General features: G+C 35.0%; 17 protein-coding genes. 8 read left to right on the top strand and 9 right to left on the bottom strand.

What is annotated here, in order from left to right:
• Nucleotides 1–4: 4 nt before the first annotated feature.
• From H3T80_RS10645 to H3T80_RS10625, 5 genes are all read right to left on the bottom strand, one after another.
• Nucleotides 5–1171, bottom strand: coding sequence for an SIS domain-containing protein (locus tag H3T80_RS10645; RefSeq protein WP_198201667.1), 1167 nt, complete (start codon nt 1169–1171; stop codon nt 5–7).
• 41 nt (nt 1172–1212) lie between these two features.
• A complete protein-coding gene (gene agaR, locus H3T80_RS10640) occupies nt 1213–1995 on the bottom strand; it encodes a transcriptional repressor AgaR (RefSeq protein ID WP_198201666.1) in 783 nt (260 codons plus the stop codon).
• 402 nt (nt 1996–2397) lie between these two features.
• Entirely contained in the window at nt 2398–3558 is a 1161-nt protein-coding gene (locus tag H3T80_RS10635; RefSeq protein WP_198201665.1) for an ABC transporter permease, read from the bottom strand.
• Entirely contained in the window at nt 3555–4691 is a 1137-nt protein-coding gene (locus H3T80_RS10630) for an HlyD family secretion protein (protein ID WP_086362643.1), read from the bottom strand. Before H3T80_RS10630 ends, H3T80_RS10635 begins: the two co-directional genes overlap by 4 nt.
• 58 nt (nt 4692–4749) lie before the next feature.
• The gene (locus tag H3T80_RS10625; protein WP_198201664.1) at nt 4750–5247 is read right to left on the bottom strand and encodes a MarR family winged helix-turn-helix transcriptional regulator; all 498 of its coding nucleotides are present in this window, start codon (nt 5245–5247) and stop codon (nt 4750–4752) included.
• Nucleotides 5248–5526: 279 nt separating this feature from the next.
• On the opposite strand from H3T80_RS10625, the gene nirB reads away from it, so the two are divergent.
• The 4 genes from nirB to cysG all read left to right on the top strand — a co-directional run bounded on the left by nirB (nt 5527) and on the right by cysG (nt 10658).
• A complete protein-coding gene (gene nirB / locus H3T80_RS10620; protein WP_198201663.1) occupies nt 5527–8049 on the top strand; it encodes a nitrite reductase large subunit NirB in 2523 nt (840 codons plus the stop codon).
• 3 nt (nt 8050–8052) lie between these two features.
• Complete coding sequence (gene nirD / locus H3T80_RS10615; protein ID WP_086359392.1) at nt 8053–8385, top strand: nitrite reductase small subunit NirD; 333 nt, start codon at nt 8053–8055, stop codon at nt 8383–8385.
• A 22-nt stretch (nt 8386–8407) separates the two neighbouring features.
• Entirely contained in the window at nt 8408–9175 is a 768-nt protein-coding gene (gene nirC, locus H3T80_RS10610; protein ID WP_086359391.1) for a nitrite transporter NirC, read from the top strand.
• A gap of 109 nt (nt 9176–9284) precedes the next feature.
• Nucleotides 9285–10658, top strand: coding sequence for a siroheme synthase CysG (cysG, locus tag H3T80_RS10605; RefSeq protein WP_198201662.1), 1374 nt, complete (start codon nt 9285–9287; stop codon nt 10656–10658).
• A 137-nt stretch (nt 10659–10795) separates the two neighbouring features.
• Here cysG and H3T80_RS10600 read toward each other — a convergent pair whose 3' ends face one another.
• The 3 genes from H3T80_RS10600 to narX all read right to left on the bottom strand — a co-directional run bounded on the left by H3T80_RS10600 (nt 10796) and on the right by narX (nt 14498).
• Entirely contained in the window at nt 10796–11818 is a 1023-nt protein-coding gene (locus H3T80_RS10600) for a DUF4272 domain-containing protein (RefSeq protein WP_198201661.1), read from the bottom strand.
• Between the two features lie 217 nt (nt 11819–12035).
• A complete protein-coding gene (gene narL, locus H3T80_RS10595; RefSeq protein WP_086359388.1) occupies nt 12036–12689 on the bottom strand; it encodes a two-component system response regulator NarL in 654 nt (217 codons plus the stop codon).
• 3 nt (nt 12690–12692) lie between these two features.
• Nucleotides 12693–14498 (bottom strand): nitrate/nitrite two-component system sensor histidine kinase NarX, encoded by a 1806-nt coding sequence (gene narX / locus H3T80_RS10590; protein WP_110446990.1) that lies wholly within the window; start codon nt 14496–14498, stop codon nt 12693–12695.
• A gap of 232 nt (nt 14499–14730) precedes the next feature.
• On the opposite strand from narX, the gene rplU reads away from it, so the two are divergent.
• From rplU to cgtA, 4 genes are all read left to right on the top strand, one after another.
• Nucleotides 14731–15039 (top strand): 50S ribosomal protein L21, encoded by a 309-nt coding sequence (rplU, locus tag H3T80_RS10585; protein WP_065577863.1) that lies wholly within the window; start codon nt 14731–14733, stop codon nt 15037–15039.
• A 15-nt stretch (nt 15040–15054) separates the two neighbouring features.
• The gene (gene rpmA, locus H3T80_RS10580) at nt 15055–15315 is read left to right on the top strand and encodes a 50S ribosomal protein L27 (RefSeq protein ID WP_034883716.1); all 261 of its coding nucleotides are present in this window, start codon (nt 15055–15057) and stop codon (nt 15313–15315) included.
• An 83-nt stretch (nt 15316–15398) separates the two neighbouring features.
• A complete protein-coding gene (locus H3T80_RS10575) occupies nt 15399–16364 on the top strand; it encodes a DMT family transporter (RefSeq protein WP_110446991.1) in 966 nt (321 codons plus the stop codon).
• Nucleotides 16364–17533: an Obg family GTPase CgtA gene (gene cgtA, locus H3T80_RS10570; RefSeq protein ID WP_086361434.1), complete on the top strand. Its 1170-nt coding sequence runs from the start codon at nt 16364–16366 to the stop codon at nt 17531–17533. The genes H3T80_RS10575 and cgtA overlap by 1 nt, the downstream gene beginning before the upstream one ends.
• Nucleotides 17534–17868: 335 nt before the next feature.
• On the opposite strand, the gene smrB is transcribed toward cgtA, so the two are convergent.
• A complete protein-coding gene (gene smrB, locus H3T80_RS10565; protein ID WP_198201660.1) occupies nt 17869–18414 on the bottom strand; it encodes an endonuclease SmrB in 546 nt (181 codons plus the stop codon).
• Between the last annotated feature and the right edge of the window lie 5 nt (nt 18415–18419).

Genomic DNA, 18419 nt, shown 5'->3' with positions numbered 1-18419 from the left:
GTAATTAGTTTTTATTAAATGGATAAATATTAACGCCTTTTACTACTCGATTTACTTCTCCTGTTGGACAAGGGTTATCTGGAGTCAATCCAAGATAAAGTGATTTTTCAAACGCTAACATTTGTGCGAAAACTAGATAAGGAAATATCAACCAACAATCAGGGAGTTTGCAATCTACCGATAATATCTGTTGATTAGTACTCTCTTGACTTGTCAGAGCTATGACGTCGGCAGCAATTTTGTCATGAACAAGTTCATTAAATAGGTCAATATCGTATTGGTGAACATATGGTTCGCTTGAGAAAAAACAGACAACTAAACTTTTTGTATCAACCATAAATTTTGGGCCATGACGTAGCCCTAATATTGAATCAAAGCGGGTTGCTACTTTACCGGCGGTTAGTTCTAAAATTTTTAATGCAGATTCTTGTGCAATACCTGTGAAGCAGCTACTACCAACATAGATAACGCGATCATGTTCTTTACTAGCTAATTGTTTAGTTATTGATTGCCAGCTTGATAGTTTGTCTTCACAAATACTAGCAATTTCCATTACAGCATTGTGTGCTTTTTCAAGATCAAGCTTGTCTAGTAGTAGAAGGGTGGCAAGCATCATACTACTTATACTTGACGTCATTGCAAAGCTTAAGTCATGAGTTCCTTCAGGCATGACTAGATGAAAAATACGCTTAGAATCGTTTTCTTTTGCCGCATACTCTGTTAATGCGCAGGTTGGGTTACAGGTTAAAAATAGATGATAACAGTCAGAAACTATTTGATCTGCTAATTTGACTGCAGCAACACTTTCTGGACTATTTCCTGATCGCGCAAATGAGACAATTAACGTTTTTTTATTTGGTGATAAATATTGCTGAGGATTAGTGACAATCTCTGTTGTCGCATAAGCGTGAACGTTACGATGAGTCTGTTCTCTTAGCCATGGTGCCAGAGCTACACCGCCAAAAGCGGACGAGCCAGCACCTGTCAATATTATTTCTAAGTTTGGATCGGAAAGTAAAGGTTGTAAAAATGATTGTAATTGACTTTGCTGTTGTGAAATGATTTGTAATAAATTTCGCCAAATTTGTGGTTGCTGACAAATCTCTTTCGCAGTATGTTGAGCGCCGTGTTGTTCTAACCAATCTAACGAATAATTCAAATATTTTTGCATAATCTATATCCTTTTTAATCATTCCAATAAATTTATAAAGTTTAATAATCTACAATGACTACATTTATTCCTAGTTGATGTAATTGTTCTAGATAATCCTGTGGAATTTTTGTGTCAGTAATGATAGTGTTAATTAGATTAATTTTTTCAATCGTACAGAAACTTTTACGACCGAACTTTGTTGAGTCAGTCATTGCGATAATTTGCTCTGAAACTTGACACATTACCTTGTTGACATTAGCTTCACCGAAATTTGGTGTAGTAATGCCAGCATTTAGATCAAAACCATCAACACCTAAAAAAAGCTTGTCAAAATGGTACATTCTTAATTGTTGTTCTACTGTAGGGCCGGAAATAGAGTAAGCTTTTTTTCTGATGTTCCCTCCAGCAATAATTACTTCTATGTCATTATTATTTGATAATTCATAGGCAATATTTACTGCATTAGTAAAAACAATTAAGTTTTTTTTGTTACGTAAATAGGGAACCATAGCTGCTGTTGTCGATCCTGAATCGAGAATGATTCGGTCTCCATCATTAACCATTTCAGCTGCTTGCTGAGCAATTTTATTTTTAATGTTCGAATTGATACGGCTTTTGTCTAATAATGGTTTATCTAAAGCAAAGGATTTATTTAACATTGCTCCACCATAACAGCGCAATATACAACCTTTTTCTTCAAGGTGTCTTAAATCGTTTCGGATGGTAACGCTTGATACTTTAAATAATTTACTTAATTTGTTAACTGATACGGTATTCTCTGTATCAAGTAAATGAATAATTTTTTCTCTACGTTGTAAAGTATTGATTATTTCTTTATTCATTTTCTACCACTCATTTGACTTTCGTTTCTTTATTAAATTTAAACATAGATAAGGGATCGAAAAATGATAGATAGGTCACAAAATTGGTTAGGTAAGGAAAAATTGAAATATTATTTCCATTTAAAATAAAACGAAAGCTTTCAATGTGAAAGATAAGCAGTAAAAAGAATATTAATGTTATTTTTCAAATTTTTAACTTAAAAGAGAAATCATATAAAAGAAAGACAGCTAAACAATAAAAAAATATCCGCTTTCATTGTTTAGAGTGATCTATGTCACAAATTTGTAAATTTCATTGCTTATAAGATTGTTAATCGAAAATTATAACTAAGAGAATATAGAGGTTGATATAGATATTGAAACACCGATTGGTGTTTCAATAACTTAATTGTGGTTATTTTTTCATTCTGGTTGGCTATTTTTACTGCGCTTAACAAACATCATCACGGCAAAAGCAATAACGGTTAAATAGATAATGAAGATACCATATGTTGATAACATATCGACAAATGAACGTCCGCGTATACCTATGTCACGGAAGAAGCGAAATAACCAAACTAATGGAAAGGCATGACTAACATAAAAGGCCCATATAGGCATAATGCCTACTGCCATGGTTGAACCGCCCATAATAAAGCCGGGAGGAACAAGGAAAATCATTTTACTTGCTCCTTCGCCGGGATGGTTAGTTTTCCAAGATAGTAGTAAACCTAACCAACCAAAAGCTAAACCAGTCATAAAAATGCTTGGTACGAAAGTAAAATAGTTACCATCAAAACGTAGTTGACCGAATATTACCAATATTGCCGTAATCAAGGTTAAAGCAGTGGTATAGAATAGGGCATAAGGCACTGTTCGGGCTAATAATGGTAAAAAACCACGTTCAATTACTGTATTCCACATCCCCATGGTTTTTAATCGACCAATAATCATTAATGAGGTTAATCCATAAGTTAATGATGAAAAGAAGTAAACAAAATAGATAATAGTGGATATTGTTGATGAACTAGCCGGATTAAACATGGTTCTCGTTTTTAATTGCATTGGTGATAAGGTCGCTTCTGTTGCTTCTCGACCTAGTCCTAATGCTGCGACTTTACCAACACTTAATTCTGCACCTGATTCAGGGATAATTTCATTAAGGCTTTGCATTACTTTAGCATTTTGGGCATCATTTGAGTCATCAGCAAAATAACCTAATTTAACCGTACGGTCCCCTTTCTTTAATGATTTTTCTAGCCCTTTAGGGATATATAACACGCCTAAATTACGATCATGTGAAACCAAGGTAATTGGATTAACTGGCGATCGAATCACTTCTGTTATTTCAATAAATGGTGATGTATTTACCTTACTGATTAATTCAGTTGAATAATTAGAACCATCAAGATCTATAACGGCAATTTTTCCTTCAAAAACTGAACCATGACTCAGAACAATTGAAAAAATAAGTGATACGATGGCTGCTAAACCTAGGCACACTTTATAATAAGGAATGAAGTGGCCTGACAACATAGCGTCAAGCTCTTCAAGCATAGATTTAATGATGTTTTGTCGCATCATTGATCAACCTCAATTGTCATACCGGTTAATAGTTGTGGAATAGATTCCATATAAATTCTGACTTGGTAAGATGTTAAATCGGCCTGTCCACGTTCTCGCGTCATGCGTAAGTCAGCAAATGATGGCGCAGCAGTTGCAAATCGAACGGTGCCTTTTACGGTTTTATCTAATGCGATAACATTCGCCTTCACCTTTGTGCCTGGTTGATAATCATTGACCATTTTTTCATTAACATAGATATCGACATATTTGCGATCAGTTTCTAATAATACAGCAGGTGCTCCAGCAGGTGCCATCTCACCATCTTCAAACATCAGCTTTAGTACTTTGCCATCTTCTGGCGCAACTAATGTTAGTCGATCGTAATTGACTTGTAATTGTTTTAAATCAGCTTGAGCTTGTGCTAATTGCGCTTTAATCTGAGCAAGCTGATTTTGACGATTTTGTAGTTTTTGTCGATCAATAGTGATCGATTGTAATGTCATACCCGTAGCATTTCTAGTTTGTTCAAACTGGTTAATTTGGTCTTGAGTTGCTCCAATCATTAAGGTTGATAATTGGCTTTCAATCTGTACCACTTGCATTTTTGTACTAATGTAGACATTTCGTGCAGCGTCAAGTTGTGATTGAGAAGTACCGCCCGTTTTTCTTAATTGAGTATGGCGTTGAAACTCAGTATTAGCTAGATCACGAGCAGACTTTGCCGCTTCAAGATTAGCTTTAACTTCCTCAATTTTTCGCCATGTTGATAACTCATTAAGATTGATTTCATTTTCAGTGATTTCGATTGCTGCTTGTTCTTGATTAACAGCAGCAGTTTGACTATCAACTAGTGCTTGCAAGCGATCAACTGATAGCTTGGTATCAATATCTTCAAGTTGCATTAATGGGTCGCCTTTTTTAACGAATTGTGATTCTTGGACAAATCGTTTAATCACTTTTCCACCTACATTTTGAAAGGCAACATTGATTTCATCAGCGGTTAATACCCCTGATTTGATACTTTTAGCAACAGTTACTGCATCATTTCTTGAACCAAGACAAATTAATGTAGATCCAAATAGAAGTAGCAATAAAAATATAGCAGGAATTTTAATGTTTTTGGGTAAATCTAAGTTTAATTTATTTTTCATTTATTTAGTCAGCTAAGTATATTGTTAAAATATCATGATTATGAATAATTATTGGCAATTATTTACGCAATAATTTGCGTAACATTGCAATTAAAGATTCCTGCTCTTGTGGATTTAAGACTTGAGCAAAAGCACGAATCGATTTCAAGTGATTAGGTAATGCTTTTTGGATAAGATTTACCCCAGTTGCAGTAAGGGTGATTAGTCGAGAACGGCCATCTTCTCCACTTTTGGTCATTGATATTAAAGGATCGCGTGCTGCTAACATTCGTTTCACCATTACCGAAACGGTTGCTGGTGTTACGCCAACTCTTAATGCTAACTCGCTAGCGCAAGTTTCTCCTTCACTATACAATGACATTAGCAAGGCAAATTTTCCTTCAGATACATCATAATCTTTGGCTAGTTGTGCATAAATATTTGATCGAATTAAATCGGCGGTAGTGATTAAACTTAAGACAAGATCAACGCCTGAAACCTCAATAATTTCATCATTAAATCTTTGTGCTTTTGCTAAAGTCTCGCGAGAAGGAAGTATTCTTGAATTGTAATTCAATTGTCATTACCTAATTTATTTAGTCGGCTAATTATACTTATTTAACCCTAATTGGCAATCTTTTTTTATTCGTAATTTGTGATGTTTATCATAATAATATTCTAATGTTACTTGATACTTAAATCGTGAAAAATGATAACTCATTGTTTTCAAAATTATTATTTTATCTACTACTAAAGAGGTAATCCTTGAGGATAATTATATTCTGTTTAAAGTTCCTTAAAATATCAATTAGATAAAAATTAAATAATTGAATTAAAAATAAATTTGGAGCTTTTTATGAGTAAAACCAATCTCGTTATTATTGGCAATGGGATGGTTGGCCATCGTTTTGTTGAAGAAATTATTGATAAAATGCAGGCTGATAAGTTCAACATCACTATTTTTTGCCAAGAACCTAGAGTTGCTTACGATCGTGTTCATCTTTCATCCTATTTTTCAGGACATACCGCAGAAGCATTATCTTTAGTTAGAGAGGGTTTATATCAAGAAAATGATATAAATATTCTACTTAATGAGCGGGTTATATTAATCAACCGACAACGTAAAGAAGTGCATTCACAAACAGGACGAATAATCTCTTATGATAAATTGATTATTGCAACGGGATCTTATCCATGGGTACCACCAATTAAAGGTGCTGATGGTACAAATTGTTTTGTTTATCGTACTATTGAGGATCTTGATGCTATTCGTAATTGTGCCAGCAATTGTAAAACTGGCGCAGTAGTGGGTGGCGGTTTGCTTGGCCTTGAAGCTGCCGGGGCGCTAAAGAATTTAGGCATTGAAACTCATGTCGTTGAATTTGCGCCAGTGTTAATGGCAGAGCAACTTGATTCTATGGGGGGGGAACAGTTACGTCGAAAAATTGAGGAGATGGGGGTTGGTGTTCATACCAGTAAAAATACCCAAGAAATTATTCATACACCATCAGGTAAAATTATGCAATTTGCTGATGGTTCATCACTTAAAATTGATTTTATTGTTTTTTCAACAGGCATTCGACCTAGCGATCAATTAGCTAAAGCATGTGAGCTTGATATTGGCCCTCGTGGTGGGATTGTTGTTAACGATTATTGTCAAACATCAGATCCCGATATTTATGCGATTGGGGAATGTGCTTGTTGGCAAGGTAAAGTTTATGGTCTTGTTGCCCCTGGATACAAAATGGCGCAGGTCGCGTTAGCCCATTTAATCGGCGAAAATGCTAAATTTGAAGGCGCTGATATGAGTGCTAAACTCAAGTTAATGGGAGTTGATGTCGGTAGTATTGGTGATGCCAAAGCTAAGACGCTCGGTTGTCGGAGTTATGTTTACTTAGACGAAAATATCCCAGTTTATAAAAAATTAGTGGTTTCAAATGATAATCGCAAATTGCTTGGTGCTGTATTAGTTGGTGATACAGCAGACTATAGTAATTTATTACAATTAATGCTTAATAATATGGATCTGCCAGAGCATCCTGATAGCTTAATTTTACCTTCTCATGCCGGAGCTAAACCTGTATTAGGCGCTGATGCTTTGCCGGATAATGCACAAATATGTTCCTGTTTTGATGTAACAAAAGCAAAAATTGTGCAAGCTATTCATGCTGGTTGTCATACGGTGGCAGCAATTAAAGCCGAAACGAAAGCAGGTACTGGCTGTGGTGGCTGTATTCCATTAGTAACACAAATCCTTAATTTAGAATTAGCTAAGCAAGGTATTGAAGTCAGTCATGCCCTTTGTGAACATTTTAAATATTCTCGTCAAGAGCTTTTCCATCTTATTCGAGTTGAAGGATTAACTTCTTTCAGTGAAGTGATTACAAAACATGGTACTGGTTATGGTTGTGAAGTCTGTAAACCAGCAATAGGGTCAATATTAGCATCATGTTGGAATAATTATATTCTTAAACCAGATCTTGTCCCTTTGCAGGATAGTAATGACATTTTTTTAGGTAACATCCAAAAAAATGGTACTTATTCCATTATCCCACGTAGTGCTGGTGGTGAAATTACACCAGAAGGCTTAATTGCGATAGGCCAGATTGCAAGGAAATATAATCTGTATTCGAAAATCACCGGATCTCAGCGAATTGGTTTATTCGGTGCACAAAAAGACGATCTTCCAGCTATCTGGAAAGAGCTCATAGCCGCTGGTTTTGAAAGTGGTCATGCCTATGCGAAGGCGTTACGTATGGCTAAAACATGTGTGGGTAGTACTTGGTGTCGTTTTGGTGTTGGCGATAGTGTCGGTTTTGGCGTTGAATTAGAAAATCGTTATAAAGGTATTAGAGCACCTCATAAATTTAAACTTGGTGTTTCAGGTTGTACTCGGGAGTGTGCGGAGGCGCAAGGTAAAGATATTGGTGTTATTGCTACTGAAAAAGGTTGGAATCTATATGTTTGTGGTAATGGAGGTATGAAGCCTCGTCATGCTGATTTACTTGCTGCGGATTTAGATAAAGAGACGCTTATACGTTATTTGGATCGTTTTATCATGTTCTATATTCGCACAGCTGATAAATTACAACGAACTTCCGTTTGGTTTGAGAATCTTGAAGGAGGAATCGATTATTTACGTAGTGTGATTATTGATGACAAGTTAGGTATTAATGCCGAACTAGAAAAAGAGATGGATCGAGTTCGACAATTAGTAGTCTGCGAATGGAAAGAAACAGTGGATAACCCAGCAGCACAAATCCGTTTTGCCCATTTTGTTAATAGTTCTAAGCGTGATGATAATGTTCAATTTGTGCCTGAACGCGATCAACATCGCCCAGCAACTCTTGAAGAACGTCAAACTATGTTAGGAGAATAGATCATGAGCCAATGGATTACTATTTGTAAATTACAAGATATTTTACCTGAAACAGGAATATGTGCTCTAGTCGGCAAAGAACATGTTGCAGTTTTTCGTCCCTACAATACTAATGAGCTTTATGCGATTAGTAATATTGACCCTTTTGCGAATGCCAGCGTCCTTTCTCGTGGCATTATTGCTGAACATGAAAATGAGCTATGGGTCGCAAGTCCTCTTAAAAAACAGCGTTTTCGTTTAAAGGATGGTTATTGCCTTGAAAATGAAGATTATTCTGTTACTCATTATGAAGTCAAAGTAGATAATGATGAATTTGTGCAAATAAAATCTAATTAATTAATCGCATTAGGAATACAAAATGTATACAGAAACAATTAACAAATGTGCAGCTAATGCTGCGCGGATCGTTCGACTAGCTAAAACCAATCCAATTGGATTTTGGTTAAGTTCTGCTATGGCAGGTGCTTACGTTGGTTTAGGAATTATATTAATTTTCACACTAGGTAATTTGCTTGATCCATCCGTTAGGCCTTTAGTTATGGGGGCAACCTTTGGTATAGCATTAACTTTAGTGGTAATTGCCGGCTCAGAATTATTTACTGGCCATACCATGTTTTTAACTTTTGGCGTGCAGGCTAAAAAAATTACTCATTGTCAAATGTGGTGTGTATTGCCACAAACATGGTTAGGCAATTTGCTTGGATCAATTTTTGTGGCCGCTTTGTTTTATTGGGCTGCAAGTCCATTATTGGCAACAGATACTTCGCTTGTGCATACCGCTGCATTGGCAAAAACATCTGCGCCAGCAACAGCATTGTTCTTTCGGGGAATTTTATGTAACTGGTTAGTTTGCTTAGCTATTTGGATGGCAAACCGAGTAGAGGGGTCAGCAAAATTTATTGCAATATGGTGGTGTTTATTAGCCTTTATTGCTTGTGGTTATGAACATAGTGTTGCCAATATGACGTTATTTTCACTTTCTTGGTTTGGTAATCATTCTGATTCTTACACATTAGCCGGCATTGGTCATAATTTGTTATGGGTTTCATTAGGAAATTTAGTATCCGGCGCACTATTTATGGGGTTAGGATATTGGTTTTCAACACCTAAATCAGAGCGACCTTAATTATAAATAACAGAAGTTTTTATTGTTCAATTTACTGATTGGTATGGTAATTAGCAATCAGTAAATTGCTCTTAAATCAAAAATATATTAATGGTTGTTTTGAAATTGTATGGATTATTTACCTTTATTTTGCAAATTAGAAAATCGTGATTGTTTATTAGTTGGTGGTGGCGAAATAGCTGAGCGTAAAGCTCGATTATTACTTGAAGCTGGTGCAAAATTAACTGTCAATGCACTTGAATTTAACCCACAATTTATCTGTTGGCAGCAACAAAAGCAGTTAGTTTTAATAAAAAGTGAGTTTAACGAGCAACTGCTAGATAATAAATGGTTAGTTATTGCTGCAACTAACTGTCAAAAAACCAATCAACAAGTTAGTAGCGCCGCAGAAAACCGTCGTATCTTTTGTAATGTGGTCGACTCTCCCAAAGATGCAAGTTTTATTATGCCTTCAATTATTGATCGTTCCCCTATTATGGTCGCCATCTCTTCAGAAGGGCATGCTCCTGTATTAGCTCGCTTGTTACGTGAAAAATTTGAAGCAATATTGCCACAACATATTGGTAAATTAGCCATATATGCCGGTTATTTACGCAATAAAGTAAAAGCGACTTACCGAAGTATGACTGAACGTCGACGATTTTGGGAGAAATTGTTTTCTCATGATAGATTAGCGCAAGCAATAGCGAATAATGATTCAGAAAATGTCGATACATTAACTAATGAATTATTTGATGATTCGTTGGATTGTCGTGGCGAAGTGGTCTTAGTAGGTGCCGGTCCTGGTGATCCAGGATTGTTAACTTTAAAAGGTCTCCAGCAAATTCAACAAGCGGATATTATTGTTTATGATAGATTAGTCTCAAAAGAAATAATGAATTTAACTCGACGAGACGCGCAACGAATTTTTGTTGGTAAACACCCCGGTTTTCATTGTGTTCCGCAAGAACAAATTAATCAAATATTATTGGAACAAGCACAAAAGGGTCTGCGAGTGGTACGACTTAAAGGTGGTGATCCTTTCATTTTTGGTCGAGGAGGAGAAGAGCTTGAAACATTATTCAATGCTAATATTCCTTTTTCGGTAGTACCTGGCATTACTGCGGCTTCTGGATGCTCGGCGTATAGTGGAATACCTCTAACTCATCGTGATTACGCACATAGTGTACGTTTAATAACTGGTCATCTAAAAGATGGATCTCATCTTGATTGGCGAAGTTTAGCGGCTGAAAAGCAGACTTTGGTTTTTTATATGGGGCTATCGCAAGCAGAAAATATTAAAACGAATTTAATTAAACACGGTATGGATGGTCAGACTCCTATTGCTATTGTTGAAGAGGGTACCACTACTAAGCAAAAAGTCATCAATGGTTTATTATCCGAACTTGGTCAGCTAGCTTTACAAGCTCGTAGCCCTAGTTTAATTATCGTTGGTCCGGTGGTGGCATTACGAGAAAAACTTAACTGGTTTTCACAGAATTAGTATAAATTGGCAAGGAAATGATAGGATATTTTATAATATTCTTTATTTTCTTGCCTTTTGTTTCCAAACAATTTGACTAAAAAATATTGTTACAAAGTGTTTTATAACAATATCGACTTTGCTTTTTTTATCAAAATTTAAGAAGGCGTATCGACATCATCCCAATCGGCATTTTCAAAGTTTGTTAGCCAATTTAAAGCATGTTGTCTTTCTTGAATAACGCCTTCCATTATTTCTACAGGTAGTGTTTTATTATTAAGCCGACAATCTCTTGCTAGCCAATGTAATCGGTAATTTAAATCTAATGCATCTAGCAGTTCACTTGTTGGTCTTAAGGTTAAAGTAGATAGTTCGGGATTACTATTTTCTAAACCAGTTTCAACTAATGAAGATACATTACAAAAAGTATCCGCAAAAGGTAATTTTGATTGCCAATTTAGTGCCCATTGTAGTGGTAATAAGGCTTCATAGCGCCAACTCATATTCATAACATCTTGTTCTTGCGGTTGAGGTGCGTGAATAAAATCATATTCAATATTTGATAAAGCAGCAAACCCTAACGGACAACGCGCTTTGAATTCCTCAGGATCTAATGGGGCATTTTCTCGAAAGCTTTCGGCTTGAATTCCTGTTAACATCAGGGCTAAGGCTCGTTTTTTTACTTCATCGGGTGTTCTAAGTATTACTTCAGATTCAGCAACGACAGGAGGTAAGCTTACAAGCGGATGTAATCCTAACGTTGCTAAATACTGCTCAGTTTTTGCTTTGCGTTGTAATGCTTCTGACGGATAAGGCATTTTAACATTTATATCAAATTTTCCATCTGGATCTTGTAAAACATCCATCTTAGGATTGCGAATCGTACCATCGGGGATAAATAAAATAACATTAGCCAGCTCAGCCCAATGCGCTAGTTCATTAAATTGATTTTCTTCTATTTCAAACGTAAACTGATGTTTAGTTTTTTGAATATGTCGATAAAGTTCATAACGGCGGGAATTCATTTCACCGTCACCTGCTTGCATAACATAGCCAATAAAACCATTAAGATGATCTGTAAAATTGAGTGAGTTCAATCCACGTTGATTTAATTTTTTACAACTAAAATTAATTGCTGTTGGATTTGTGAGTGTAGAGTAAGCATTGACTAATAGAGACATTTAAAACTTCATCCTATTTTTTAATTTTTTGTTTTCTAATTTTGTTCAATAAATCAATTTAATTGATTGAACTAATTATAAATATTGTTTTTCAATTGAATCAAGTAGAAGAAAACGGTTGTTATAGAAAATTTTTAATGATTAGGATTAGATATTCTATCCAATTAAAAGTGTAAGCGGATATATGATATAAATCGGCATTAATACATTGCCAAGGTTATTCTTTACTCTGCAAATACCATACAGTCATTTCCATACGTGACTTAAAGTTGAGTTTTTTAAAAATACTTTTAATATGAACTTTTACTGTACTTTCAACTATATCTAACTCTTTTGCGATAAGTTTATTCGATAATCCTTGCACTAATAAGTTAAATGTTTCATGTTCTCTTGGGGTAAGTAAATTGATATCATGGGATTGGTTGGTTGTCTGGTTTTTATCATCACGCATATAATTAAGAATGATATGTGAAATAGCTTCATCCATAATGACTTTCCCTTCCGAAATATCCTTTAAGGCTTTAAGAAAATCTTCCGGTTCCATATCTTTTAACAAATAACCATCAGCACCAGTTTTGAGCGAGGTAATAATATCTTCTTTTGCGTCTGAGACAGTAAACATAATGATTCTGCTTGAAATGTTTTTCTCGCGTAAATAGCGTAGAATTTCTAGTCCACTGACATCATTCATATTGATATCTAACAAAATAATATCAGGATCAAGTGTTTCAGCCAGCTTAACTCCTTCTATCCCTGAACCAGTTTCACCGATAATTTCAAAATTATTGATGGTGTTAATAAGTTGCTTTACCCCATTTCTTAACATGGGATGATCATCAATAAGTAATATTGAACTTTTAACTTGATCCATTGGTTACTCTTTTATCATCTTGCAAGGAATTGTGTTTGTTGCTTTAAATGTTACCACAATTTCTGTTCCCATATTAGGCTTACTATTAATGATTAGATTGCCGTTTAATACGCCAACTCTATCACGCATAATAATTAAACCATAGTGATTATCTTGATGTGTATTATTTTGTAAACCAATACCATTATCTTTTATGCTAACGGTAATAATTTGATTCTCATCAATCGTTAAGCTTATTTTGACTTGGGTGGCATTGGCGTGTTTATAGATATTATTTAAAGATTCCCGGACACATTGCAGTAAATGAAAGGCATATTTGCTATTGATGATATTGAGAGGTAATTGATATTCAATCTGAATTGTAAATTTCAATTTTTGATTAAACTCATCAATTAACTCCATGAAACTGGCATAAAAACCGGTTTGGTTAAGACGTAAGCGAAACGAGGTAATTAACTCTCTTAATTGAGAGTAGGTTATATTAACCTCTTTACGCATAGTCGTCAGCAAATCGATACTGGTTTGGGAAGTTAAATCCGATTGCATCTGTAAGCAACTAAGATGTATTTTTAAACAAGAAAGTGATTGCGCTATCGAGTCATGTAGTTCCCTAGCCATTGCTGAACGTTCTTTCATTAATAGATATTGTTTTTGTTGTTCTATTTGCCTATCAAGCATTAGTGCTGTAGTCATTTGTTCAACTAAAGCAGTAATTAAATTTTCTTGTTCTGTTCCTAGTTGTACTTTTGATGGCTGTATTGCAAATAAAATGCCAAATTTTTCTCCTTTTTCTTGCAGATACCAATAGCGCTGAAAACCATTTTCTTGATAAGATTTTGATGGAATAAGACAAGCATTACATTCTGAATTTTGGCAATAAGGGAGTTTTTGTTGGTTGTCATAGCTGAATTGTTGAAAATGTTCTATGTTATCTGATTCATAAAATCGGATTTGAAACTGTGTTAATGGTACTAATTCTTCTAGTCCACGAAGTATAATTAAAAAACGCTCACATAAGGGGTCTGAGGTATGAAGTTGCTTGATGGCTTGATATTGAAATGACACAATTTTATTGATTTGTTGTAATTCAGCTGTTTTTTCTGTGACGCGCTCTTCTAACAATAGATACTGTTGTTCAATTTGTTCCGCCATTTTATCAAAGGCTTGCCCCAGTAAATCAAACTCACTTTTGGTTGTTTTACTATTAAAGCGTTGACTAAAATTCTGTTGCGAAATCGATTCTGCCATATGAATTAATTTACGCCATGGCGCAAGAAGATAACGACGTAAATAGTAAATTTGTGCCAGAAGAAATAGTGCAATTAGAATGATAAAAACGAGTTGTAATTGTGAAAGATAATGGATTTGATTTTCTGTCTTTTGATCAATTTGATGAACCAGTTTATCGGTATGAGCAACAAAATTATCAATTTCATTTTTTATCTCATTTATATTGTTTGCTTGTTGAAGTTTCGGAACAATATGCTTGAACCACTGCGACTGTAATTGATTAAAATCATCAATTAACTGATAACGTTCAAATAATTTTAATTGTTGTGATGATGGGATATCATTAAAAATGTTAAGTCGATAAATATCCTTTTTTTCTATAGGTGTCATTGCTAAAAGTTGATAGCTCTTCATTCTGATTAACCCTAATTGATTAATCATATAAGCGCTACCTTTAGTATCATTAGCGACTTGTATTGACAAAAATAGCGCCAATAATGCCATAGCGCCTAAAAAGAGCATTAAAAGTGTTAAACGATTAATAATAGAAGCACTGTAGCGAAATTTTCTTTTTAGCATATAGGTACTCAATATTTTTGCGTTAAATATTATGCAAATAAATAATAATTTAACTATATTGTAGCGTGAAAATAGCTGGTCTAAGATCTTTTTTGTGACTTTTTGCGATCTTTTATTAAACAGCGCTTGCAACAAGCATAAATTTTGCGTAAAATTCACGCCCTATAAGATTAATCAATGCAGACATATATTTTTAATCAGGAATCGTCTGCTTTTTATTGCGGAGTTAAGTATGTACGCAGTTTTCCAAAGTGGTGGTAAACAACACCGAGTTAGCGAAGGACAAGTCGTTCGCTTGGAAAAAATTGAAGTCGAAACAGGTTCAGAAGTTGTTTTCGATAAAGTTTTAATGGTAGCAAATGGTGAAGACATCAAAGTTGGTGCTCCGTTTGTTGAAGGTGCAACAATTAAAGCAGAAATTGTTGAGCACGGTCGTGGCGAGAAAGTGAAAATTGTTAAATTCCGTCGTCGTAAACACTATCGTAAACAACAAGGTCACCGTCAGTGGTTCACTGATGTGAAGATCACTGCAATCGCTTAATAGGAGTATCGAACAATGGCACATAAGAAGGCTGGTGGTTCATCACGTAATGGTCGTGATTCCCAGAGTAAACGTTTAGGTGTTAAACGTTATGGTTCTCAAGAAGTTCTTGCGGGTAACATTTTAGTTCGTCAACGTGGAACTCAATTCCACCCAGGTACTAACGTAGGTTGTGGTCGTGATCATACCCTATTTGCTTTAGTTGATGGACAAGTTAAGTTCGAAGTTAAAGGACCTAAAAACCGCCGTTATGTTAGTGTAGTTGCTAACAGCTAATAAACCAGCGGTTTAATAAGTTATAGAAGCCTCACAGTCATTGTGGGGCTTTTTTCATTTCTTGAAAATTTATATAATTCATTATGATAAAACAGCAAAATGTTAAATTAGGTTTTGCATTAGCCATGTTAACAGCCGTTATGTGGGGACTAGTGCCAATTGCTATGAAATATGCATTAGTTGTTATTGATCCATTAACATTAGCTTGGTCACGATTAAGTATCTCAGCTATCGGTATTACACTATGGCTGGCTTATAAAAAACAGTTTCCTAATTTAGCTATGTTCAAAAAACGTCGCCGTTTTATCTTATTGATGATTGCTGGGTTTGGTTTACTCGGTAATTTTGCACTTTTTGCTACAGCTGTTCAGTATTTATCTGCAACTACTGCTCAAGTTGTTGGACAAACCGGAATTATAATATTTATGATTTCTAGTGCAATTATTTTCAAAGAAAGATTAAGACCAACGCAAATTATTGGTATTACCATATTATTAATTGGATTAGGATTGTTTTTTAATGAAAATCTAGCCGATCTTTTTGCTAATATGTCTTCATATGGCATAGGTGTTTGGCTGGCTTTGCTGGCTTCAATCTCATGGGCATGTTATGCGTTAGCGCAAAAAGTATTATTAAAAAAATTACGAGCAGAACAGCTACTTTGGTTGATTTATCTTATTTGTAGTATTTTTTTATGGCCTTTAGCATCACCAACGAAAATAGCCAGTGCTGATTTTAGCCAACTGTTTGCCATTATTTTTTGCGGACTTAATACTATTATTGCTTATGGTGCTTTGGTTATGGCAATGGAACGTTGGCAAGCGGCACAAGTAAGTGCAATAACCACATTAACACCACTTTTTGCACTGATTTTTTCAGATTTATTTGCTTTACTATGGCCAGAAAAGTTTGCAATGCAATATTTAAATATTTTAGGTTATATTGGCGCAGTATCAGTGGTCGCTGGTGCAATGTTTGCAACGGTTGGACACTACTTGTGGCAACCACGAAAGGGCTGGCTAATTAACCGAAAGAAAGAGGACAAATAATGAAATTTGTAGATGAAGCTTCAATTCGTGTCGAAGCCGGAGATGGCGGAAATGGTTGTGTTGGTTTCCGCCGAGAAAAATATATACCTAAAGGTGGCCCTGATGGTGGCGATGGTGGAGACGGTGGTGATGTATTTTTTATTGCTGATGAAAACTTAAATACATTGGTTGATTTTCAATTTGAAAAAAACTACCGAGCAGAACGTGGTCAAAATGGACAAGGTTCTGATTGTACGGGGAAACGAGGTAAAGATATTACCGTTAAAGTGCCAGTAGGAACTCGTATAACTGATAAATATACTGGTGAAATTATTGGTGATTTAACACATCATCAACAAAAAGTTCTGGTTGCTAAAGGTGGTTTTCATGGACTTGGTAATGCCCGTTTTAAATCATCAGTGAATCGTGCTCCACGACAAAAAACCGATGGTACGCCTGGTGAAAAACGCGATGTGTTATTGGAATTATTATTGCTAGCTGATGTGGGTATGTTGGGTTTACCTAATGCTGGTAAATCAACATTTATTCGCAGTGTTTCAGCTGCTAAACCTAAAGTCGCTGATTATCCATTTACAACATTAGTACCTAGCTTGGGTGTTGTGCGAATGGATAATGAACAAAGTTTTGTTGTTGCAGATATCCCTGGATTGATTGAAGGGGCATCTGATGGTGCAGGGCTTGGTATTCGCTTTCTAAAACATCTTGAACGTTGTCGCGTATTAGTGCATTTAATTGATATAGCGCCAATAGATGGTTCTGATCCAATTGAAAATGCGAAAGTTATTATTCAAGAATTGCATCAGTATAGTGATAAATTAGCAAATAAACCGCGTTGGTTAGTTTTTAATAAGATGGATGTATTAGGTCCTGATGAAAGTGAAAAACGTGCAGCTGAAATTGCGAAAGCCTTAAATTGGGATGAGAAATATTATCTTATTTCAGCGGTGAATCACGAAGGCGTAAAAGCATTATGTTGGGATTTAATGGATTATATTACGGCTCATCCTCGAGAGGCAGAACAAGAGGAAACATCGCCTGAAAAAGTCGAATTTATGTGGGATGATTATCATCAACAAGCAATGGATGATGCATTTGATGACGACGACGATGATTTTGATGATTGGGATGAGAGTGATGAAGAGGGTGTTGAGTTTATCTATCAAAAATAAAACTATTTCCCAAAAGTTAATTATAATGGTTTGTTTATAGTTAAGTTTTCCAAAAAGCAGGGGCAAATTACCCTGCTCCTCTCAATTATATTTTTTATAAAAACAAAATTTTAATATAAAAACACATGTTAAATTGACAAAATTTTGTCTTTTTTTTGAAAATAGTCAAAAAATAACTTGCTTTTAATAATGAGAATGATTATCATTCAATTGTGCTTTGTTAGAGCGTCGAAAGACTTCTAAAAAAGTATGACATTGCTCACATTGCTTCCAATGTTTGCCAGCCTAGTAAAACTAAGCTGGCTTTTTTATTATTAGTGTATATTTATTAGTAATTATCTTAGGTTAACAGATGGATTATTGATATCAAATAAAACTAATAATGCAGCATTACCGCCAAATTCCTTTGGTGCTTGATGGAAACACATTACATGTGGGTGTTGGGCTAACCACATTGGAGTTTGTTTTTTTAATATGTTTTTACCATGACCATACATAATACAAGCACAATTAGCATTTTCACGTAAACAAGCAGCAATAAGTGCTGCAATTTCTTTTTTTGCTTCTTGCTGGGTTAATCCATGTAGGTCTAAAAAAAACTCGGGTGAATAAAATCCTCGTCGCAATTTTTTTAACTCATTGCAATCCGCATTTTCACGAATGTAACGAATAGGATCTTCTTGTAGAAGTGGTTGGTAATCATCGGAAAAATAAAATTCATTATTTACTTTTTCATGTTGAAGCTTTTGATTATCAATTAGCTTTTGGGATCGTTTTACTGGTTTATGAATAACGGTATCTTGTTTAAGTTGTTTGGTATTTCCAATACTACTTTTAAACAAGTTGATATCTTCATCTTCTAATTTAAATTTATTTGGCATTGATT

The organism is Gilliamella sp. W8145, assembly GCF_016101145.1.
Taxonomy (GTDB): Bacteria; Pseudomonadota; Gammaproteobacteria; order Enterobacterales; family Orbaceae; genus Gilliamella; species Gilliamella apis_A.
Note: the sequence above shows the minus strand (reverse complement) of the source record. Positions and strands in the feature narration are given on the sequence as shown.